The following is a 19,978-nucleotide window of genomic DNA, read 5'->3' on the forward strand; positions in this document are numbered from 1 at the left end:
TCCTAGAAACTAAAGTTTCTTCGTCAAGTTTCCTATTTTCACTTTGACTTTTAACGCCCTTAGTATCATAATTAGAATTGGAGAGGTCATGGCTGATGACAAGCTAAGAGCGACTCCTGCGGCTAGAAAGTTAGCGGATGATCTAGGTATCAACCTCTACGACGTTTCTGGCTCAGGTGCAAACGGTCGTGTCCACAAAGAAGACGTGGAAACTTATAAAGACACAAACGTGGTTCGCATTTCGCCACTTGCAAAACGAATTGCCCTCGAACATAATATTGCTTGGCAGGAAATCCAAGGAACTGGCCATCGTGGCAAGATTATGAAGAAGGACGTTTTGGCCTTCCTTCCTGAAAATATCGAAAACGATACCATCAAGTCTCCTGCTCAGATCGAAAAAGTGGAAGAAGTTCCTGATAATGTTACACCTTATGGTGAGATTGAGCGTATTCCAATGACACCAATGCGTAAGGTTATCGCGCAACGTATGGTTGAATCTTACCTAACTGCGCCAACTTTCACACTCAACTACGATGTCGATATGTCAGAAATGTTGGCTCTTCGTAAGAAGGTTCTTGATCCAATCATGGAAGCAACTGGTAAGAAAGTCACGGTTACTGACTTGCTTTCTCTTGCGGTTGTGAAGACATTGATGAAACACCCTTACATCAACGCTTCGTTGACTGAAGACGGCAAGACCATTATCACGCACAACTATGTCAACCTTGCGATGGCGGTTGGGATGGATAACGGATTGATGACACCTGTTGTCTATAATGCTGAAAAATTAAGTCTTTCAGAGTTGGTTGTAGCCTTCAAGGATGTGATTGGTCGTACCTTGGATGGTAAATTAGCTCCAAGCGAACTCCAAAATTCAACCTTCACAATTAGTAACTTAGGAATGTTTGGTGTTCAGTCCTTTGGTCCTATTATTAACCAACCCAACTCAGCAATCCTCGGGGTTAGCTCAACAGTTGAGAAACCTGTTGTCGTCAATGGTGAGATTGTGATTCGCCCTATCATGAGCCTAGGATTAACTATTGACCACCGTGTTGTAGATGGTATGGCTGGTGCTAAGTTTATGAAAGACTTGAAAGCCTTAATTGAGAACCCAATCTCAATGTTGGTTTAAAAATACAGTATTTATTTTTAGAGATATAGATAAAGGAAGTAAGACATGGCCTTAGAAGTAATTATGCCAAAAGCCGGCGTCGATATGACAGAAGGACAAATCGTCCAATGGAATAAGAAAGTCGGAGAATTTGTAAAAGAAGGAGAAATCCTTTTGGAAATCATGACTGACAAAGTCAGCATGGAATTGGAAGCCGAAGAAGATGGCTACTTGATTGCCATCCTTAAAGGAGATGGTGAAACTGTTCCAGTAACTGAAGTTATCGGTTACCTTGGAGAAGAAGGGGAAAACATCCCAACTGCTGGAGCGGCTACGCCAGAATCAAAACCTGCACCTGCAGCTAGTGCCTCAAACGACGATGGTAAGAGCGATGATGCCTTTGATATCGTTGTGATTGGTGGAGGTCCTGCTGGTTATGTTGCAGCCATTAAAGCTGCCCAACTCGGTGGGAAGGTTGCCCTTGTTGAGAAATCTGAACTTGGTGGAACCTGCTTGAACCGTGGATGTATCCCAACTAAAACATACCTTCACAACGCTGAAATCATCGAAAATATCGGCCATGCAGCAAACCGTGGTATCGTCATCGAAAATCCAAACTTCACTGTAGATATGGATAAACTCTTAGAAACTAAATCTAAAGTTGTCAATACCTTGGTAGGTGGTGTTGCGGGTCTTCTTCGTAGTTACGGAGTTACTGTTCATAAGGGTGTTGGTACCATTACTAAAGATAAGAATGTCTTGGTTAATGGTTCAGAGTTGCTTGAAACTAAGAAAATTATCCTTGCCGGTGGTTCAAAAGTCAGCAAGATCAACGTTCCTGGTATGGAATCATCACTTGTAATGACCAGTGATGACATTCTTGAAATGAACGAAGTTCCAGAGAGCCTCGTAATCATCGGTGGTGGTGTTGTCGGTATCGAACTCGGCCAAGCTTTCATGACATTTGGTTCAAAAGTAACTGTTATCGAAATGATGGAACGTATCGTTCCAGCTATGGACGCGGAAGTTTCTAAGAATCTTCGCTTGATTTTGGAACGCAAAGGTATGACTATCTTAACAGGTACAAAATTGCAAGAAATCATCGAGGAAAATGGTCAACTTCGTATCAAGGTTGAAGGAAAAGATGATATCATCGCAAGCAAAGCTCTCCTTTCAATCGGTCGTGTACCAGACCTTGAAGGAATTGGCGATGTTGAGTTTGAATTGGATCGTGGTCGCATCAAGGTCAACGAATACATGGAAACTTCTGTTCCAGGTATCTATGCACCAGGTGACATCAACGGTACTAAGATGTTGGCACACGCGGCCTTCCGTATGGGTGAAGTTGCCGCTGAAAATGCCCTCAAAGGAAACCATGCTGTTGCTAAATTGAACTTGACTCCTGCAGCCATCTACACTCTTCCTGAAGTAGCAGCAGTAGGTCTAACTGAAGAACAAGCTCGTGAGAAATACGATGTGGCCATCGGTAAATTCAACTTTGCAGCTAACGGCCGTGCCATTGCATCAGATGCAGCTCAAGGTTTCGTTAAAGTCATTGCAGATAAGAAATACGGGGAAATCCTTGGTGTGCACATCATTGGTCCTGCAGCTGCGGAATTAATCAACGAAGCATCAAGCATTATCGAAATGGAGATCACTGTTGAGGAAATGTTGAAGACTATCCATGGACACCCAACTTACTCTGAAGTGATGTACGAAGCATTTGCGGATGTTCTAGGAATGGCCATCCATTCACCTAAGAAAAAATAAACAAGATTTTCAACTAAATTTTCTTAAAGTAGTACGGACGGCAGCGACCTCTATTAGAGTTCCATGCCTAAAAATTGAGCCTCTTGTCTCAATTTTTCCGAGAAATGTAACGACAACACGTTACATTTCTTTTTACCACTTTAGAAAATCGGATTGCTATGAACAGAATTTAAAAACTAAATTTTTGGAAATACTATGAAATATATTATCAATCATTCAAACGACACTGCATTTAATATCGCCTTGGAAGAATATGCCTTTAAACATCTTTTGGATGAGGATCAAATCTTCCTTCTTTGGATTAACAAACCTTCTATCATTGTTGGACGTCACCAGAATACTATTGAAGAAATCAATCGTGATTATGTTCGAGAAAATGGTATTGAGGTAGTCCGCCGTATCAGTGGCGGTGGAGCTGTTTATCACGATTTAAACAACCTCAACTACACCATCATTTCAAAAGAAGATGAAAACAAGGCCTTTGACTTCAAGAGCTTCTCAACTCCAGTTATCAATACCTTGGCTCAACTAGGCGTTAAAGCTGAGTTTACAGGCCGTAATGACCTTGAGATTGATGGCAAGAAATTCTGTGGAAATGCCCAAGCATATATCAATGGTCGTATCATGCACCACGGTTGCTTGCTTTTTGACGTTGATTTGTCAGTCCTTGCTAATGCCCTCAAGGTTTCAAAAGATAAATTTGAGTCAAAAGGTGTGAAATCCGTCCGTGCCCGTGTAACCAATATTGTCAATGAATTACCTGAAAAAATCACAGTTGAAGAATTCCGTGATTTGCTATTGGAATACATGAAGAAAGAGTACCCAGAGATGACTGAATACGTTTTTTCTGAGCAAGAATTAGCCGAAATCAATCGCATCAAGGATACTAAGTTTGGTACTTGGGACTGGAACTACGGTAAATCACCTGAATTTAACGTCCGTCGGGGAACAAAATTCACCAGTGGTAAGGTTGAAGTTTTTGCCAACGTCATTGAATCAAAAATCCAAGATATCAAGATTTATGGAGACTTCTTTGGTATCGAAGACGTTGCAGCTGTAGAAGATGTCCTTCGTGGAGTAAAATACGAACGCGAAGATGTCCTTAAAGCTCTAGAAACTATTGATATTACACGCTACTTCGCTGGTATTAGCCGTGAAGAAATCGCTGAAGCAGTAGTGGGATAATAAAAGAATCCATATGATAAGAAAAATAAAGAGCTTCAGCCTTTAGGATACCAAGCTGTTCAAATACCTTTAGGAATGGCTTTAGATAATGTAATCCAGCAAGCCTATTTCCAAAATCTTATAATTGGCGGTCTTCTTCCCGATGAAATCAAAGTAAAGAAAGAGGACTTAATGCCTTTGAAAGACATTGTTGATAGTTTTTGTATTATGTACGCTGCAGCAAATAACCGACTGGAAAATGGTAAAGCTTATGAACTGATGAAGGATAAGACAGTGTATTTTATTGGTAAACTGTTGACTGACAGTCTTAAAAAAGGTGACGAAATTTCGTATATGGGAATCGAAAGAGAATCAGCTGATGGAACTTCTTATGAAGCAGTAAAATGCTTTCTAACTAAAGAGAGCGCTGAGCAATATAATGATGCAAAAAGACCAGTAAGCCACGCAAATTTAGCTTATCTGAAAGCCTTTTGGGGTAATCCAGTAATAATCGAGCCCCATCGTAACTACTGGATTGAGTTTAAATAAACAAAAAACGAAAGATAATAGGGATTGGTCTTTCGTTTTTAAGTAATCTTTAATTTACATAATTAATTTTATGTATTTTACAAATTATCCAAAGCATTCTTTTGTTCATCGTTGACGATATGGGTATAGAGGTCAGTGACTTGTGTACTTGCATGTCCTAGCTGGTGGCTGACCAAAACTTGCGATTTAGTTGCATCATAGAGTCTAGTTGCTAGGGTATGGCGTAGTTTATGGGGAGTTACACGGACTTTGAAGTCTTCAGAGTACTTAGCAACCATCTTTTCAACGCTGGAAGCATCGATACGATTGGGAACACCACGATATAAGGTCAGAAAGAGTGCTGTATCTGTCTTTTCCGTATTATAGCGTTGATTTCGAATAGCTAGATAATTCTCTAGATAGGGTTTTGCAAAGGCAGCGACATTGACCGAGTCACGTTTGCCACCTTTTCTAATGACATCTATAACCATCATTTTGAGATTAAGGTCTCTTAGATCCAGATTAACAGCTTCAGATAAGCGGACACCGGATGCTAGGAGAAGGGCGATAATGGCCAAATCACGTTCCTTATTTTTATTAAAGGAGGATAAGGCACGATTTGAGAGCTGGTTTGGATACTCTTGGTCGATATAAGTCAGAAAACCTTCTGTTTCATCACCTAGAAAGAGCTTTTGCTTGATGTTTTCAGCTCTGGCAGCAAGGGTTTCTTTCTTTTTCTTAGTTGAAACTTTCTTCATTACATTACGATAGAAATAAGGCTCCCCTTGGTCGTTTTCAACTTCCTCAGTTAGATACTTGTAAAGACTGGAAAGAGCTGATAAGGTCCGATTGATAGTTGTCTGTGAAACACCTTGTTTGGTTGTATTAGCATTCAGCAAAGGTCGTTCTCGTAGATAAAGGATAAAGGATTCCATATCTTTCTTTGACATGTTTTCCAAAACCGATAAAGGAATATCAGACATTTTATCAGCATTTGAAATCCCAGACTCTAAAACCCAGCTAAAAAATCGATCATATTCCTTAAGGTATTCGTACAAGGTTGTAAAACTATAGGGGACAGCAAGCTTAGATTGGTAGTATTCCAGAACATACCAGGGCATGATTTGTTTTAGTTTGTCGATTCGTTCCAGTAAAATCTCACGTTTCATGTGTTCTCTCCATATATAAGTCTACTAGTAGTATAGCATAGACTCATATATTTTTCAAGAAAATTATAGTTTTTCGGAAAGATGTTATAGGAGCTTTTTTAAGTGAAAAAAAATAACCAAAAATTTTTTTAGAGCTAATTATTCTTAATTATGTACCTTATTTAAGTGAATACTAAAAACTTTTCATATGTACATTTTTACAATTTTTCAAATAAAAATAAAGCACACTGATTAATGAGTGTACTTTATACTTCTAATTCGGTTGTATCAACTATTTAACTCTAATTTAGTCAATTGTACATCAACTTTTAGGTTTTGCTATCAAAACACTCGTTAAGAGAAATGCTTCAGATTTCGGAACTTTGCATATTTTATATAATAGTCTGAATCTAGCTATCTAAAATGTCTTCAATAGAAATTACAGGAATGTTAATTGGTGAAATACCAGACATCGCTGTTAAATTGGTAATATAGGAACGAGCATAAGGAAACGATAACAGAATCATATTTGCTCCATATTTCTTTATTATATTCTCTTCATCTAGATTTTCTTCACTGATTTCAAAAAAAGTATTAAGAATTAGCCGAATGTATAGCGGATTGTCATTTTCTTTAAAATTTTTATTAAATATTGAAAGTTCTAATGATAAAGAAAAAGTCTCCTCACCCTCCTTACTAAATTTCGTTTCTAAACTTAATTCAATTTTTTGTTGTTTTTCAAATTCAACAGATTTGTTCAAATAAAATTCGGTAGTCTCAACTTCCATTCTTTGAAATTTAATTTTTGAATTCATATCCATTCTCCTTATTTCTATATACTTATAATCGCTAAATCATCATACTCACAGAAGTTTTTATTTTGTTTATCAAATTTATTGTTATCATCAATGTGTTTTGTAAAGGATAATTCATGTAGATGAAATGGTTCATTAAAAACAAATCTATGACTTTTAATTTTTGATCTATCTTTAAAAGGATTCAATTCTTCCGTAATGAATTTATATGGTTTATGAGACGATAAGTTTGATACATAATTTACTTCACAATGTGAAGAATATGAAGTTTCAGTAGAGTTCGAAATTATAAAATGTACTTTATAAGGATTGTGACTGTTTTTTTGTATGGTATACTCTCTAACTTTTTCAAGTGCCGTTCTATATTTTTCGATAGGAATATCTTCCATAGCAAATTCCATTTGAAGATATTCTTGGAGAGATATGTCAATTATTTGTGCCATCTCCTGCTCAGAAAAAGACAACTCGAATCGTAAATCCATTAACTCTTCCGAAAGCTTAAATTGTTCTGTTGATATTATTCTCTTTAATTCTGGTAATTCAAGGCCAAACGTATAATCAAAAGCCATATTTTCACCTCTCTTTTTAAGCACTAATCATTATTGAGTTGATATTTCCTAAATAAATGTCTTCAGTTTCTTTCGCCAAGATATCTGTAATATCATTTCCGCTTTGTTTATCAAAATAAAAAGTCATAATCGTACTAGATTGACTGCAAGATGGATAAAATAAAATTCGTTCTTTTCTATATTCAGTATTAATTCTTATTTCATATACATGTTGCACACTCCTTAGAATCTTAATAACAACAGAAGGACGATAACAATCAAATAAATCAGGGATAGGGAGTTTAATAATTTCTATATGTTTACCCTCTGAGTCTTGAAGTAAGTCTTGACTTGATATCAATTGTCTTCTTAATACCCGAATAATTTGTAAATAAATTCTATAACTGTAATCACTATCTTTCCAATTAGAGTATCTCTCAAAAAACAAATTATTTTTATAATTTCCTTCGTAAGAGTGTAACATTTGTAAATTTATACTCAAAATTTATCTCCTATATTTTTACACTATAAGAAATTATACCACAATACTAATCACTTTTCCACAAATTTTAATTAACTGATAATAATCTATTTTAAAAATTGTTATGAGATAACCGATTCAACTGTATAGAATCGGTTTACTAATGTATTCAATTAAGTTTCGGTTTTCTACATAATAAAAATTATGTAATTTTAATCTACAACAACAAATCTTTGACTTTTCCAATTTCACTTTTTGGAATCACTAGGTGAATCATATCACCCAGATACATTCTAGTTGAGCCGTGAACTGTTTGGCTCTTGCCATTATGGACTTGGGTGGTGATGAGTACGTTATGTGGCAAGTTGAGCTCGTGAACCTGTTTTCCAGCGATTTTATCTGATACAGGGATTTCAATGAGGGTGACTTCTCCTTCATCTGTCGCTTCTTCTGGTAGCATTTTTTCCAGCATGGCCTCATAGACTGGTGCTCCCTTGAGCAGATCCATGACGATGTAGGCGACCAAGGTCACTAAGCCCAGTGGCATGAGGTTGCGAATATCTCCAACCATCTCGGTTACGAGTATCATAGCAGTTAAGGGAGCCTTGGAAATTGCCCCAAAGTAGCCACTCATTCCTAAAATCACAAATATAGGAAACTGCTCTTGACTGACAAGCCCAAGATTGACACAAATGACACCGACTAGGGCACCAAGCAAGGAACCAAGCGCCAAAATTGGTAGGAAGATTCCTCCTGGGAGGCCACTTCCATAACTAATCATGCTCCAAACAAAGCGAATCAAAAAGTAAGCTAATAGAACTTGGAAACTAAAATTTTGCTCAGTTAAGGAAAGAACCAGCTGATTTCCACCACCGAGAATTTGTGGCAAGAAAATCCCGACTGGTATGATAAGGATAAAGGCTAGGATTGGATAATAAGCTCTATCTAAATGGATTGTTTGACCAACCCAATCATAAACTCGACCAACATTGAGTACAGCTTTCTCATAGAGAAAACCAGAAAGCCCGAGAAAAACTCCCATAAGGAGGTAAATCCAATACTGGTCTAGGGTCATGAGAGGAATGTTGTCCGGCATATCCAGTACGGGTGTTAGGCCAAATATGAGCAGAGAGACAAAGTTTGCTACTAGACTGGCTGCTAGTGTTGAGACCCAGAAAAAGCGGGAAAAATGGTGATAGACTTCCTCTACAACAAAGAGAAGACCTGCTATTGGTGCATTAAAGGCAGCTGCTAATCCTGCTGCAGCACCACTGGCAATCAGGGAACGTTCCTCTACTGGGCTAGATTTGAGCCACTTGGATATACCTTTACCACCAACTGCTCCAAGTTGAATACTTGGCCCTTCTCGACCTAGCATAAGGCCACTGGCAATAGCAAGAATCCCTAGAATATATTTTTTCCAGAGGACACTCCACCAGTTAAGAGTCATCAGTCCCTTTAGTTCGGCTTCGACTTGAGGAATTCCTGAACCCTTGATATCTTTTTCTGACCGAGTTAGTTTCGCACTGAGCCAGCAAACTATTACATAAAATAGACCAATGATAAAAAGATTGCGCACTAGGTGCGCTTGATCTTGATAGAGTCCTTGTATCAGATGGAAGCCCTTTTCGATTAAGAAACGAAAGGATCCGACGATGAGTCCGACGACGAGACCAACAATAATTCCTCGTCCAACTTGGGATAATATGGTGCTTGAGGCAAAAGCGAATTCTTTCTTGGAACTGAGTGTTTCTGACTGTTCCTCCATAATCATTTCCTCTTACTTGTCTTTCTTAGTTGAAACTAGTGATTTGACTGGTTCAAAACTGGTTCGGTGAATTGGGGTGACGCCTAGTTTCTCGAGTCCTTCTAGATGTTTAGCTGTTCCATAGCCTGCATTAGTCGTGAAATCATAGCCAGGATATTGCTGATCATATTCCTTCATCAATTCATCCCGTGTCACCTTGGCCACTATAGATGCAGCTGCGATAGAGAGAGAGTTGGCATCTCCTTTGATAATTGCTGTTTGGGGAATCGGTAACTCCAGTTTCATGGCATCTATCAAGAGATGCTCAGGTTGTGGGTTTAGCTGGGAGATTGCTTCTTTCATGGCTAGTTTGGTCGCTTCATAAATATTGACTTGGTCGATGACTTGATTATCCATGATACCAATCCCGATTGATAAAGCTTGATCTTGAACGGCTTGATAAATCTCCAGATGTTTCTTTTTAGGAATCTTCTTGCTATCGTTGAGGCCTTTAATCTTACAATTTTTAGGCAAGATAACAGCTGCAGCGACTACAGGGCCAGCAAGAGGACCACGGCCGACCTCGTCAACACCTGCTATTAAGGTCACTCCTTGTTTGTAAAGTTCTTTTTCATAGGACAGCATGGATTCCAACCGAAGATCCTCATCCAGCTCTGTCTGAATGGCTTTTTTACGCTTGCTGATTTCTTTTTGAACTCCTGTTCGGCTATCTTTTTCCAGTTCAAGAAAAAGAGGATTGTCTAATTCTTTGACAGTAGCAAGAAGTTCTCTGATTTCTTTAATCGTCGTCATCGATGTCGTCCAATGTATCTAAGGTATAGTTACCGAGTTTTCCATCACGAACTTCCTTCACGAAAAGACTGTAAAAACGGTCGTAGTCGTCACGGAAACCGAGGGCGCGTGTCATATCCATGATGATAACAGGTGCTTCTTCTTCAATTTTCATTTGTTTGAAGCGTTCAGCTAGCTTTTCTGGATAATGCTCTTTGAAATAATTGAGACCAAAAATGGTCACTTCATCCATAGGAAGCAACTGGTCTTTAATTGCTCCAGTTAGGGCTAGTTTGAGTGCGACAGCATCATCTTCAAACTTAGGCCAGAGAATCCCTGGTGTGTCCAGGATTTCAAGGTCTTTATTGGTTTTGAGCCATTGTTGCCCCTTGGTAACACCTGGTTTATTGCCGACCACCGCAATCTTTTTACCAGCCAAACGGTTCATCAGGGTTGATTTTCCAGCATTTGGAATTCCAATAATCATGGTCCGCAAGGTTTCAATCTTGATACCGCGTTCTTTTTGGCGTGCAATCTTATCAGCCATGAGCTTTTTAGCCGCATCAGTCACAACTTTTACAGTCACTTGCTCTTTGGAGTTAATAGCCAGAGTTTGGATTCCCTGTGATTCAAAGTACTGACGCCATTCTTTTGTCATTGCTGGATCAGCTAGGTCTGCCTTGTTTAAAATCAGAAGTTTTGGTTTGTCACCAACAATTTTATTTAACATAGGATTTTGACTAGATAGAGGTAAGCGAGCATCCACCAAAATTGTCACAAAATCAACAAATTTTAAATTCTCCTGAACCTGTCGCCGAGCCTTAGACATGTGGCCCGGAAACCATTGAATAGTAGCCATAATATTTTCCCCTTCCGACTAATAAAACGTTTTCTTTCTCACCATCTATTCTATCATAAATTAGGTGCTTTTGCACAGGCTTTGACTAAAATAAAATCATACTATATCACATAACTTAATTTATGTAATTAAGCGTTTGCTTGACTTTATTTGCTGTTTGGTATATACTTTGTATATACGATTTCGTGGAGGTAGAGTGATGAATACAGTAAAGACTCGGAAGGTGGGAAATTCTCTCACTGTGACCATTCCTAAAAATTTGGGTATGACGGAAGGTCAAGAAATGGTTGTCTACAAAGGAGTTGATGGGGTTATTGTCTTGGCTCCTAAGCTAAAAGATCCTTTTGATGGGATTACTGATTTGAGAATGACAAACGATTTTGAAGGGGTAAGGTCACTTGATAGCGAAATCTGAGTATATTCCTGAAAAGCAGGATATCATTTGGCTGGATTTTGATCCATCAGTCGGTCGAGAAATTCAGAAAAGGCGACCTGCTTTGGTAGTTTCTAGGAGAGAATATGCCTTACAAACTGGTTTTGTGGCTGTCTGTCCTATCACCCATGGCCAACATCGTTTAGCAGAAAAAGGCTTGCTCGTACCTGTCTCGTCGGATAAGGTAGATGGCGCTGTCAATCCATTTCAACTGTATACTTTTGATTTTCGGATGCGAAATGCTCAAAAAATAACAAGAATGGACACGCAGTGTTTTCAGAAAGTCGTCCAACTTTACCAGTACATCTTTGGAGATACATAAATCCTACCATGCATAGACAAGGTAGGATTTTTTCTATATGAGTAACCTATTTAAGAACGGGTGAAGACAATTGAGAAGAATTCCTCTAATCCAGCTTTCTTGTGCAGATGATAGATGTTCTGCCTGAAGGCGTTCTTTTAGAAAATCGCGGACTTGTTCGGGTGCAATTTCAAACTCAAAGGCTTTCATCTTGTAGAAAAAGTCGATGAGATGCTCAGATAAGTATTCATCTGAAAAGAGTACTCCTCCACTTTTTCGATATTCTAATAGAAGCCGAGAAAATCTAGCTTTTTCATCAGGCAAATCACGAAAATAGGAATTAAGAAGCCAAGTCTGCTTCTGCTTTCGTTCAATCGGATCTTGATTCGCAATTCGCTGATCCTTTTCTAGCTCCTTCTGGTTTTGTTTAGCCTTGATAGCCCGTTCCTCTCTATTTTTTCCAAAGAGGATTTTCTCCCATTTTCGTTCTTCTTGGGTGAGAGTTTCTGTAAAGCCAAAGTAATCTTGATAGGCTCGTTCTGCAGGTCCCATGGCAAGAATGAGGTTGTCAGCGTATTGCTTGGCAATTTTATCTCTTTTCTTGCGTTCTTTCTCCGCTTGAATTCGTAAATGCTGCTCGTAGTCGATTTTCTCCTTGCCTAGTTTGACAAGGTAGAGTTGATCATCGGTCTTACCAAGTAAAAAAGGTTTGATACACTTTTCCAGCACTTCTTCCATACGAGCCTTCTTCTTTGGCTCTGCCTTGGTCCAACTTCCGCCTTGAAAGACCTCTAGGAAGAGCTGATAGTCTCTCTCAGGTGCGAATTGATTGCCACGATTGGGCTTGAAAACACCTTTTTCCAAAAACCATTTTAGAAGTCGCTCGTCAAAATCGCTTTTATTGACCTTGATGTTTTCCTTTTTCTGAGCCTTTCTGGTTAGATTTTCAACTTTTCTGAGCAATTTTTCTTCCTCTTCCAGTTGCTGGTCGAGGCTAATACGATGAAAATGGCGAACACAATCGCTACCAATCGGAAAGAGGCGTTGACCTGTAACACCGTTAAAGAGTTCGTAGGCGTATTTTATGGCATTCCCGCAGACGTAATTACTACGACCAATGCCATTAAAAATCAAGGAAACTTCATTCCATTCCTTGGTAGCTTGATTCCAAGTATCGGCTTTTGAAGCCTGTAAAACCGCATCATGCAGGGATTTTCTAACTGGAAGTGGCATGAGGTCTCCTTTCTAGATTATACTTTTACAACTTGAACCTCGTCTTTGCCGAGTAAAATTAGGTATTTTTCTATGTTTTCAATCAAATAAACTCGTGATAAAGCCTCACCATATAGGGCTAACTGGCCACGATAGCGGTCTATGAGTTGACTTGGTTGATCATAACGGTCAGTCTTGTAGTCAAAAAGAACGATGCGATCCTCATAAAGCAGATAGCCATCCAAGATCCCACGGACAACGAAGTCTTCCTGACTCTTTTGGTCTCGTTTAAGCATGGAGAAAGGTTGCTCGCGATAGAGATGGCCGGTATTAGCGAGAATTTCCTGACCAAGTGCTGTATCAAAGAATGCGAGAATTTTAGAAAGATTGATCTTGTCTCTAACAGCTGGACTAGTCTGAACTTGTTTGAGTGTTTCTGTCAGGCTAGCAAGTGTTGGTTGCTGACTAAGGTCAATTCTCTGCATAAGTTCATGGGTGGCACTACCAATCTCAGCTCCTGTTACCTTTTCTTTTGTTGAAAAGTCTGGCAAATCGAATCTGATTTGCTTCTCTGATGATTTTGTTTGGTTAGTAATTTCTACCCCTTCCATATCCATAACGGGTTCGTAGAATTTCTTGATTTGGCTTGGGGTTTGAACACTTGGTAGTTCAATGGCTGCACGGTGAAGAGTATTATAAACTTCCACCTCTTTCAGCATTTCCAGAGCTTCTTTGATGGTTTCTGACTGGCGGTTGTCTGCTTGAGAGCTATCTTGTAGAGGGCTCTTGTTTTCCAATTGACCGATAGCTTCTCTGGTCAACTGGTCTTCACCAACAAAACGATAGCTAAAGTTGAGAGTTTCCTTGGCAAATACTTTGGTTATAGCCCAGATCCAATCTTGAAAATTCTTGGCTTGCAGTCTGGTATTACTATCTAATTTTCCGTTATTTGCTACTGGGTATTCCTTGGCTTCTAGCTTTTCACGAGAGCCCTTACCGACAAGATAAAGCTTTCTCTCGGCCCGCGTCATGGCAACATACAGCAAACGCATCTGCTCTGAATAGCTAGCCAGTTGCAATTCCTCTTCATTCTGCGTATAAGTTAGGCTAGGAATGGAGAGTTTGATGTTTTTAGGATAGTGTGCTTCCACTGCTCCTGTTTCCACCTTGGCAATGTATTTGACACCAAGCCCATTTTGACGACTGAGAATGACGTCTGACATCGAATCTTGCTTGTTGAAGTCCTGATCCATGTTGAGGATAAAGACGTAAGGGAACTCCAGCCCTTTGCTCTTGTGAATGGTCATGAGTTCCACGGCATCTTTAGGCGGTGCGACGGCTACGCTTGCGAGATCGTGCTGGGCTTCTAGGACTTGGTCAATCATACGTATAAAACGCGACAAACCCTTGAAATTACTCTTTTCAAACTGGTCAGCTCGCAGAGCTAGGGCGTAAAGATTGGCCTGTCTGGCTGGACCGTTTGGCAAGGCTCCAACATAGTCATAGTAAAAACGGTCATTATAAATCTTCCAAACCAAGTCATAGAGAGAGTGGGTTTTGGCATACAAGCGCCAAGAATCCAAAATATCCATGAACTGATTTAGTTTCTCAGCTAGTTCTGTGTGAATCAAGTCTTTTTGGACGGTATCCTGTTTTTGAGTATTAACTAGTTTCTCATAGAGGTTCTCTTGGACTTTATCTTCTGCTTTCTGAAGGGACAAACGTGCCAACTCGTCCTCATCAAAGCTAAACATAGGAGACTTCATAAGTGCTACCAAGGCATAGTCTTGCAGGGGGTTGTGAATGACACGAAGGGTGTCCAGCATGACTTGTACTTCTAGGGATTGGAGATAATTGTTTTGCTCACCGTCGGTTTTGACAGGAATCCCATACTCAGATAGGGCAAGTAGAATCTGGTCATTTCGACTGCGACTTGAAGTCAAAAGGGCAATTTCCTTAAAGGCTACACCTTTCTCTTGGTGGAGCTTCAAGATTTCCTTGATAACTAGGCGCATTTCTCCTGTGAGTTTTGTTTCTGTTTGGTTTTCTTCTTCCTCTTGCCCACTATCGTCCTTATCGTAAAGGAGAAATTCTGCCTTGTTGTCTGGGTTAGGAGTCAGTTTGGTATTGGCAAAAACAAGTTGGTGCATGCTGTCATAGTTGATTTCGCCGACCTCTTGGTCCATGAGACGTTCAAATACATCGTTGGTTGCTGACAGCACTTCCGAACTGCTACGGAAATTTTCTTTAAGAAGAATCAACTTGCCTTCTTGAGGATTTTTCGTATAGCGTTGGAATTTCTCATTGAAAATCTGTGGGTCTGCCTGACGGAAACGGTAGATGGACTGCTTGATATCCCCCACCATAAAGCGATTGTGGCCATTCGACAGCAATTCTAGCATCCGTTCTTGAATGTGGTTAGTATCCTGATACTCATCAACCATGACTTCATGGAATCGTTCCTGATAAGCCTCGCGGACTTGTGGGAAATTCTCTAAAATCTCAATGGTGTAATGACTGATATCAGCGAATTCAAAAGCATTTTCCTGGCGTTTACGTTCACGATAAGCCTCCACAAAATCACCCATGAAGGTTTGGAAAGTTTTAGCTAGCTCCCAGGTGTCTTCATGATAACGCTCTTGGTAGTCGAGAATCGTTATCTGGTCCGCCAGTTGTCCTAGTTTAGCAAACTGAGCCTTTCTCTCATCGTTATAGGCATCAGCCAGTGGCTTCAATTCAGCCTTACGACTGGAATTGGCTAGAGCACGACCATTTTTCTCCTTAGAGATGGCGACAACACGCGCAAGCACTACTTGATAAGCTTGGCTATCGGACTCTTGATTTAAGGAGCCAATTTCATCCAGAACCTGTTGAACAGCTTCTAAATAGGCAGCTTTGGGAAACTCCTTGGCATCGTTATCCAGATGATAACGGAAGAAACTTTCCAAGTCCCAAAGCGCCTGTTTGATTTGCTCAGTTAGTTTGTCTTTTTCATTTGCAAAGTCAGCTTCTTCAAACCCTTTGAGAAAAGACTCGTTCAGCCATTTTTGGGGGCTACTGGTGGATTGAAGAAAATCATAGATTTTGTAGACTTGCTGGCGCAGACCTCTTTCATCCTTGCCACGCCCAGCAAAGTTCTTCACCAAACGACTAAATTTCTCTTTATCCTCACCTTGGTAATGGGCTTCAAAGACCTGATGAAAGACTTCGTTTTTGAGGATTAACTGTTCACTTTCATTTTGTAGAATACGGAAATTTGGTGCGATATCAATCAGATAGCCATGCTTGCCAAGGAATTTTTGTGTGAAGGAATCCATGGTTCCGATGGCAGCGTTTGGTAGATCTGCCAATTGGCGTCCCAAGTGTTGTTTGAGATCGACATCATTGGTTTCTTGGATTTGTTGGCTGATTTTTTTCTCCAAGCGTTCTTTTAGTTCTGTAGCAGCCTTGACGGTAAAGGTCGAGATAAAGAGTTGACTGATTTCTACACCACGAGTTAATTGATCCAGAATACGCTCGGCCATGACAAAGGTTTTCCCTGAACCAGCAGACGCTGAGACTAGGATATTTTGCCCTGCCGTATAAATGGCTTCAATTTGCTCGGCAGTTTTCTTCTGTTCCTTGCTCGAACTCGCTTCTGCTTCTTGCAGTTTTTGAATCTCTTCCTCAGTTAAAAAGGAAATGGGCTTCATCGATTCAACTCCTCTCTCATTTTTTCAAACCAAGCTTGCTTGAGCTTTTCTCCGACCAGACGCTTGCCGTCAGCGAAGTCTAATTTCTCTAGGAAACGGGCTTGTCCCAAGTGGTAATTAGCTTCAAAACCTGTGATAGCTTGGTGTTGCTGAACGTACGGGGCAATGCTTCTGCCATTTTCGGTATAGGGATTGATAGCGAACTGGCCTTGTAAAATCTTCTCAGCTGCTTTCTTGTACAGGTGGGCATTATAGTCCAGTAAGAGTTGGAATTCCTCGTCTGTCAGCTGATTGGCCTTATTTTTGTTATAAAATTCGCCCAAGTGACTGCTTTCTTTCTCTAAAAAGAGTCCCTGGTATTTCATAGACTTGCTGGCTTCTGCTACTGCTCCAGCCAAACTCTTAACGGTCAGCAGAGATTGGACGGGTTCAGCCATTTCCAAGTACATGGCTCCGAAAAAGTTCTGCTCCCCTTCTCTTTTTAGGGCAGCAAGATAGGTTGGCAACTGGGAGTTAAGCCCATTAAAGAAATGAGGAAACTGGAACTGGGTCAAACTAGACTTGTAGTCCACCACTCCCAGTGCTCCATCAGCTTTCAGGCGGTCAATACGGTCAACCTTGCCTCGCACAAAGACACTGCGACCATCGTCCAATTGAATAAAGGTCTGGTCCTTGCCACCAAATGTTGCTTCCTCTTGGATGGTTTCGATAGCTGGATTATGACGAAGGATGTGGCCTGTTGTCCGAGCCACATCAAGCAGAATTTCCTTGGTAAATTGGGCTTCCAAACTTTCCTGATAAATAGCCTCAAATTCGCGTTCTTGGCTGGTTTCTTGAATAGCTTGTTCCAAGCGTTGGTCAAAGGAATTTTCAGCAGGTAGTTTCAAGGCCCGTTCAAAAATACGATGCAAGAAATTTCCATGACTGCGAGCATCTGGACGTAGGCGCAATTCTTCCTGCAAGCCTAAGACATAACGGAGGAAATAACTGTATTCATTGCGGTAAAACTCCGTCAAACCAGACGTAGACAGGTAAAACTCCTTGTCAGCTTGATAGAGAGCCTTCAAGGTCTCTTTCTCTAATGGTTTGCTGCTTGGACTAGTTGGGAGTGCAGGATTTGTAAGACCTTTCTGATCAAGTTTTTTCCCCATCACACGCGCCAGAACCTTGACAAAAGTCAAATCTTGCTCAGTATCACTCGTCTCACTCTGCTGATGATAGGCAACTAGACTAGACAAGAGACTGTGATAAGAACCCATATCATCCTTAGACAGACCTTTGTGATGAATCTTCTTCTCTATCTGGCTAAATCCAAAACTCACCAGTTCCTGAAGATAGGCCGATTCCTTGCTCTCATTTTCATTGAGGAGACTTGGAGCTGACAAAATCAACTGATTACGGGCAGCATTGACTAAAGAAAGCATGGTGTAGCGATTTTTCTTGAGGTTTTCACTACTTGCAATCAGTAATTGCGCTCCCTCTTCAGTCGCTTGGTTTAGGCTTTGTCTTTCTTCGTCTGTTAACAGGCTGGTGTTTTGCGCAATTTTTGGTAAATGATCCTGAGTCAGCCCAATGGCATAGACAAAATCAGCCGTTAAGGGCGCAATCAAATCGTAACTCTGCACCAGAACGGTGTCCACTGTTGCTGGAATAGTACGGTACTGAGAAAGGCTCATCCCAGAATGAAGCAAGGATAGGAAATCTTCCAGGCTAACTTGTGAACCAGCAAAAACGGTAGCAAATTGTTCTAAAACATGGCAGAAGGCTTTCCAAACTTCGGCTTGTCTTTCCTGTTCTAGAGTTTCCATAGTAGCTGTCAATTCTTGCATCTGCTTGCTTAAAGCAGCATTTTTTAGAAAAGTATTCCACTTTTGCAAGAGATTTTCAGTCTTTTGCTTCCGACTGGCAAATAAGGTTTCAAGTGGCGCCAAAACTCGCAGACGAAGAGAATTTAAATGCTCTAAATCAAATTTTCCATGGTGGGATTTGGTAAAGGTCTGCTGAAAAGCTGGCAAGCCATTGATGCCAAGATAGCGGAGATATTGCTCAAAAGCATCAATATCAGCCTGACTAAGGTCAGTATACAGACCAGTTCGGAGGAGATTAATCAAATCCTCCTGACGAAAACGGTGGCGTTTCAAACGCAAAATAGATTCGACATACTGGGTTAAGGGATGGTGGGCCATGGATTCGCTTTTTCCTAGATAGAATGGAATCTGGTACTGGTCAAAAATGGTCTTTAAGGACAACTGATAAGAAGCCACATCTCCTAACAGAATCCGAAAATGCTTGTAACTCAGTTCTGGATTGTCATGTAGTTTTTGACGAATGCTGCGGGCTACTAACTCCAACTCTTCCTTTTGTGTCAAGCAAGACCAGATTTGCAGATTTTCACGGTCCTTGTCATCGATATCTAAGGCGACTTCTGAAAAGTCATAAGAAGACTCAAGCAAACGAGAGGCCTTGTCGAAGCTATCTATCTTCTCATGAGTCTGAGAGCGGTCTTGAGCAGGCGTCTGGTATTTGGCACCTAAATGATGAAGAAATTCTACACTGGCTTGGTAGAGATTGCCTTCGACGAAGGGACTAGTATAAGCCTTCTTACTTGCATAAGCACCAATGACAATCTCAACACCTTTACGATGGAGCAGATCCACCACATGCTCCTCCTCAGCGGAAAAACGGGTAAAACCGTCGATAACCAAGGCTAGCTGACTGAAATCACTACTTACCTTGTCATTCTCAATAGCCTCAATCAAATGGGACAACTGACTTCCCTGAGCCAATTGACTCTGATTGAGATAGGTAGTCACTTTCTCAAAAATTAAGAGTAAATCTGCTCGCTTGTCCTCATCGGTCAAACTTTCCAAGTCCAAAAAGCTCATCTGAGCAGTCGTCATCTCGTGATAAAGTTCAATCAACTGCTGGATAAATTGAGGGTCTTGTTTAATAGCTCCATAAACTCGTAACTCTTTGGGATCGAGTTCAGCAAGGCATTTATAAAAGGCCATCCCAAGACCGATATCATCAAGACTGGTCTTTGTAGGCAAGTCATTTAAAACCAGGTAACGAGCCATTTGAGCAAAGCGCGTGACGGTAATCGCAAAAGAAGCCTGCTGGGACAAGCATTCCAGCACGGCACGTTCCTTTTCAAATGAAAGAGAGTTGGGGGCAATGTAGAAAACCCGCTTGCCAGCAGCAACCAGCTCTTCTGCCTCTCTAGTAAGAATTTCTGTCAAAGAAGACCGAATATCAGTATAAAGTAATTTCATCTCTGCCTCGTTTGGTTTCTCAAAGTTTCTTACTCTATTATAGCAAAGTTCGCTTCACAGTCCAAATCCAAAATTCTTGTTGATAATCATTTAACTAGCAAATCA

Annotated in this window: 15 protein-coding genes and 1 pseudogene; 6 read left to right on the forward strand and 10 right to left on the reverse strand. The window is 40.4% G+C overall.

Going from position 1 to position 19,978, the window contains the following annotated elements; genetic code table 11:
- Positions 1 to 88: 88 nt before the first annotated feature.
- From B7705_RS04260 to B7705_RS04275, 4 genes and pseudogenes are all read left to right on the forward strand, one after another.
- Positions 89 to 1,132 (forward strand): dihydrolipoamide acetyltransferase, encoded by a 1,044-nt coding sequence (locus B7705_RS04260; protein ID WP_000752693.1) that lies wholly within the window; start codon positions 89 to 91, stop codon positions 1,130 to 1,132.
- A gap of 45 nt (positions 1,133 to 1,177) precedes the next feature.
- On the forward strand, positions 1,178 to 2,881 hold the full coding sequence (gene lpdA / locus B7705_RS04265) for a dihydrolipoyl dehydrogenase (protein ID WP_084948054.1): 1,704 nt from the start codon (positions 1,178 to 1,180) through the stop codon (positions 2,879 to 2,881).
- Between the two features lie 195 nt (positions 2,882 to 3,076).
- Positions 3,077 to 4,066, forward strand: coding sequence for a lipoate--protein ligase (locus tag B7705_RS04270; RefSeq protein WP_000874002.1), 990 nt, complete (start codon positions 3,077 to 3,079; stop codon positions 4,064 to 4,066).
- A 12-nt stretch (positions 4,067 to 4,078) separates the two neighbouring features.
- A pseudogene (locus B7705_RS04275) lies at positions 4,079 to 4,594 on the forward strand (hypothetical protein); the annotation flags it as partial.
- A 77-nt stretch (positions 4,595 to 4,671) separates the two neighbouring features.
- Here B7705_RS04275 and xerS read toward each other — a convergent pair.
- The 7 genes from xerS to ylqF all read right to left on the reverse strand — a co-directional run bounded on the left by xerS (position 4,672) and on the right by ylqF (position 10,963).
- Positions 4,672 to 5,742: a tyrosine recombinase XerS gene (gene xerS / locus B7705_RS04280; protein WP_084948057.1), complete on the reverse strand. Its 1,071-nt coding sequence runs from the start codon at positions 5,740 to 5,742 to the stop codon at positions 4,672 to 4,674.
- Positions 5,743 to 6,131: 389 nt separating this feature from the next.
- Positions 6,132 to 6,536, reverse strand: coding sequence for a protein-export chaperone SecB (locus B7705_RS04285; RefSeq protein ID WP_158086000.1), 405 nt, complete (start codon positions 6,534 to 6,536; stop codon positions 6,132 to 6,134).
- 17 nt (positions 6,537 to 6,553) lie between these two features.
- A complete protein-coding gene (locus B7705_RS04290; protein ID WP_084948063.1) occupies positions 6,554 to 7,105 on the reverse strand; it encodes a hypothetical protein in 552 nt (183 codons plus the stop codon).
- A 16-nt stretch (positions 7,106 to 7,121) separates the two neighbouring features.
- Positions 7,122 to 7,586 (reverse strand): hypothetical protein, encoded by a 465-nt coding sequence (locus B7705_RS04295; protein ID WP_142358225.1) that lies wholly within the window; start codon positions 7,584 to 7,586, stop codon positions 7,122 to 7,124.
- A 196-nt stretch (positions 7,587 to 7,782) separates the two neighbouring features.
- Entirely contained in the window at positions 7,783 to 9,333 is a 1,551-nt protein-coding gene (locus B7705_RS04300) for a ClC family H(+)/Cl(-) exchange transporter (protein ID WP_084948068.1), read from the reverse strand.
- A 12-nt stretch (positions 9,334 to 9,345) separates the two neighbouring features.
- The gene (locus B7705_RS04305) at positions 9,346 to 10,125 is read right to left on the reverse strand and encodes a ribonuclease HII (RefSeq protein WP_084948071.1); all 780 of its coding nucleotides are present in this window, start codon (positions 10,123 to 10,125) and stop codon (positions 9,346 to 9,348) included.
- Positions 10,112 to 10,963 carry a ribosome biogenesis GTPase YlqF gene (gene ylqF / locus B7705_RS04310; RefSeq protein ID WP_084948073.1) on the reverse strand — a complete coding sequence of 284 codons (852 nt, stop codon included), beginning with the start codon at positions 10,961 to 10,963 and terminating at the stop codon, positions 10,112 to 10,114. Before ylqF ends, B7705_RS04305 begins: the two co-directional genes overlap by 14 nt.
- Positions 10,964 to 11,162: 199 nt before the next feature.
- On the opposite strand from ylqF, the gene mazE reads away from it, so the two are divergent.
- Positions 11,163 to 11,378: a type II toxin-antitoxin system PemI/MazE family antitoxin gene (gene mazE, locus B7705_RS04315; RefSeq protein ID WP_084948075.1), complete on the forward strand. Its 216-nt coding sequence runs from the start codon at positions 11,163 to 11,165 to the stop codon at positions 11,376 to 11,378.
- On the forward strand, positions 11,362 to 11,718 hold the full coding sequence (locus B7705_RS04320; protein WP_084851236.1) for a type II toxin-antitoxin system PemK/MazF family toxin: 357 nt from the start codon (positions 11,362 to 11,364) through the stop codon (positions 11,716 to 11,718). The genes mazE and B7705_RS04320 overlap by 17 nt, the downstream gene beginning before the upstream one ends.
- Positions 11,719 to 11,751: 33 nt before the next feature.
- Here B7705_RS04320 and B7705_RS04325 read toward each other — a convergent pair whose 3' ends face one another.
- The 3 genes from B7705_RS04325 to rexB are packed head-to-tail and all read right to left on the reverse strand — an operon-like array spanning position 11,752 to position 19,873.
- Positions 11,752 to 12,930, reverse strand: a complete 1,179-nt coding sequence (locus B7705_RS04325; RefSeq protein WP_084948078.1) for a hypothetical protein — start codon at positions 12,928 to 12,930, stop codon at positions 11,752 to 11,754.
- A 17-nt stretch (positions 12,931 to 12,947) separates the two neighbouring features.
- The gene (addA, locus tag B7705_RS04330; RefSeq protein WP_084948081.1) at positions 12,948 to 16,601 is read right to left on the reverse strand and encodes a helicase-exonuclease AddAB subunit AddA; all 3,654 of its coding nucleotides are present in this window, start codon (positions 16,599 to 16,601) and stop codon (positions 12,948 to 12,950) included.
- A complete protein-coding gene (rexB, locus tag B7705_RS04335; protein ID WP_084948084.1) occupies positions 16,598 to 19,873 on the reverse strand; it encodes an ATP-dependent nuclease subunit B in 3,276 nt (1,091 codons plus the stop codon). Before rexB ends, addA begins: the two co-directional genes overlap by 4 nt.
- Between the last annotated feature and the right edge of the window lie 105 nt (positions 19,874 to 19,978).

The sequence above is a fragment of the Streptococcus oralis subsp. dentisani genome, from assembly GCF_002096685.1.
Lineage (GTDB): Bacteria > Bacillota > Bacilli > Lactobacillales > Streptococcaceae > Streptococcus > Streptococcus oralis_AD.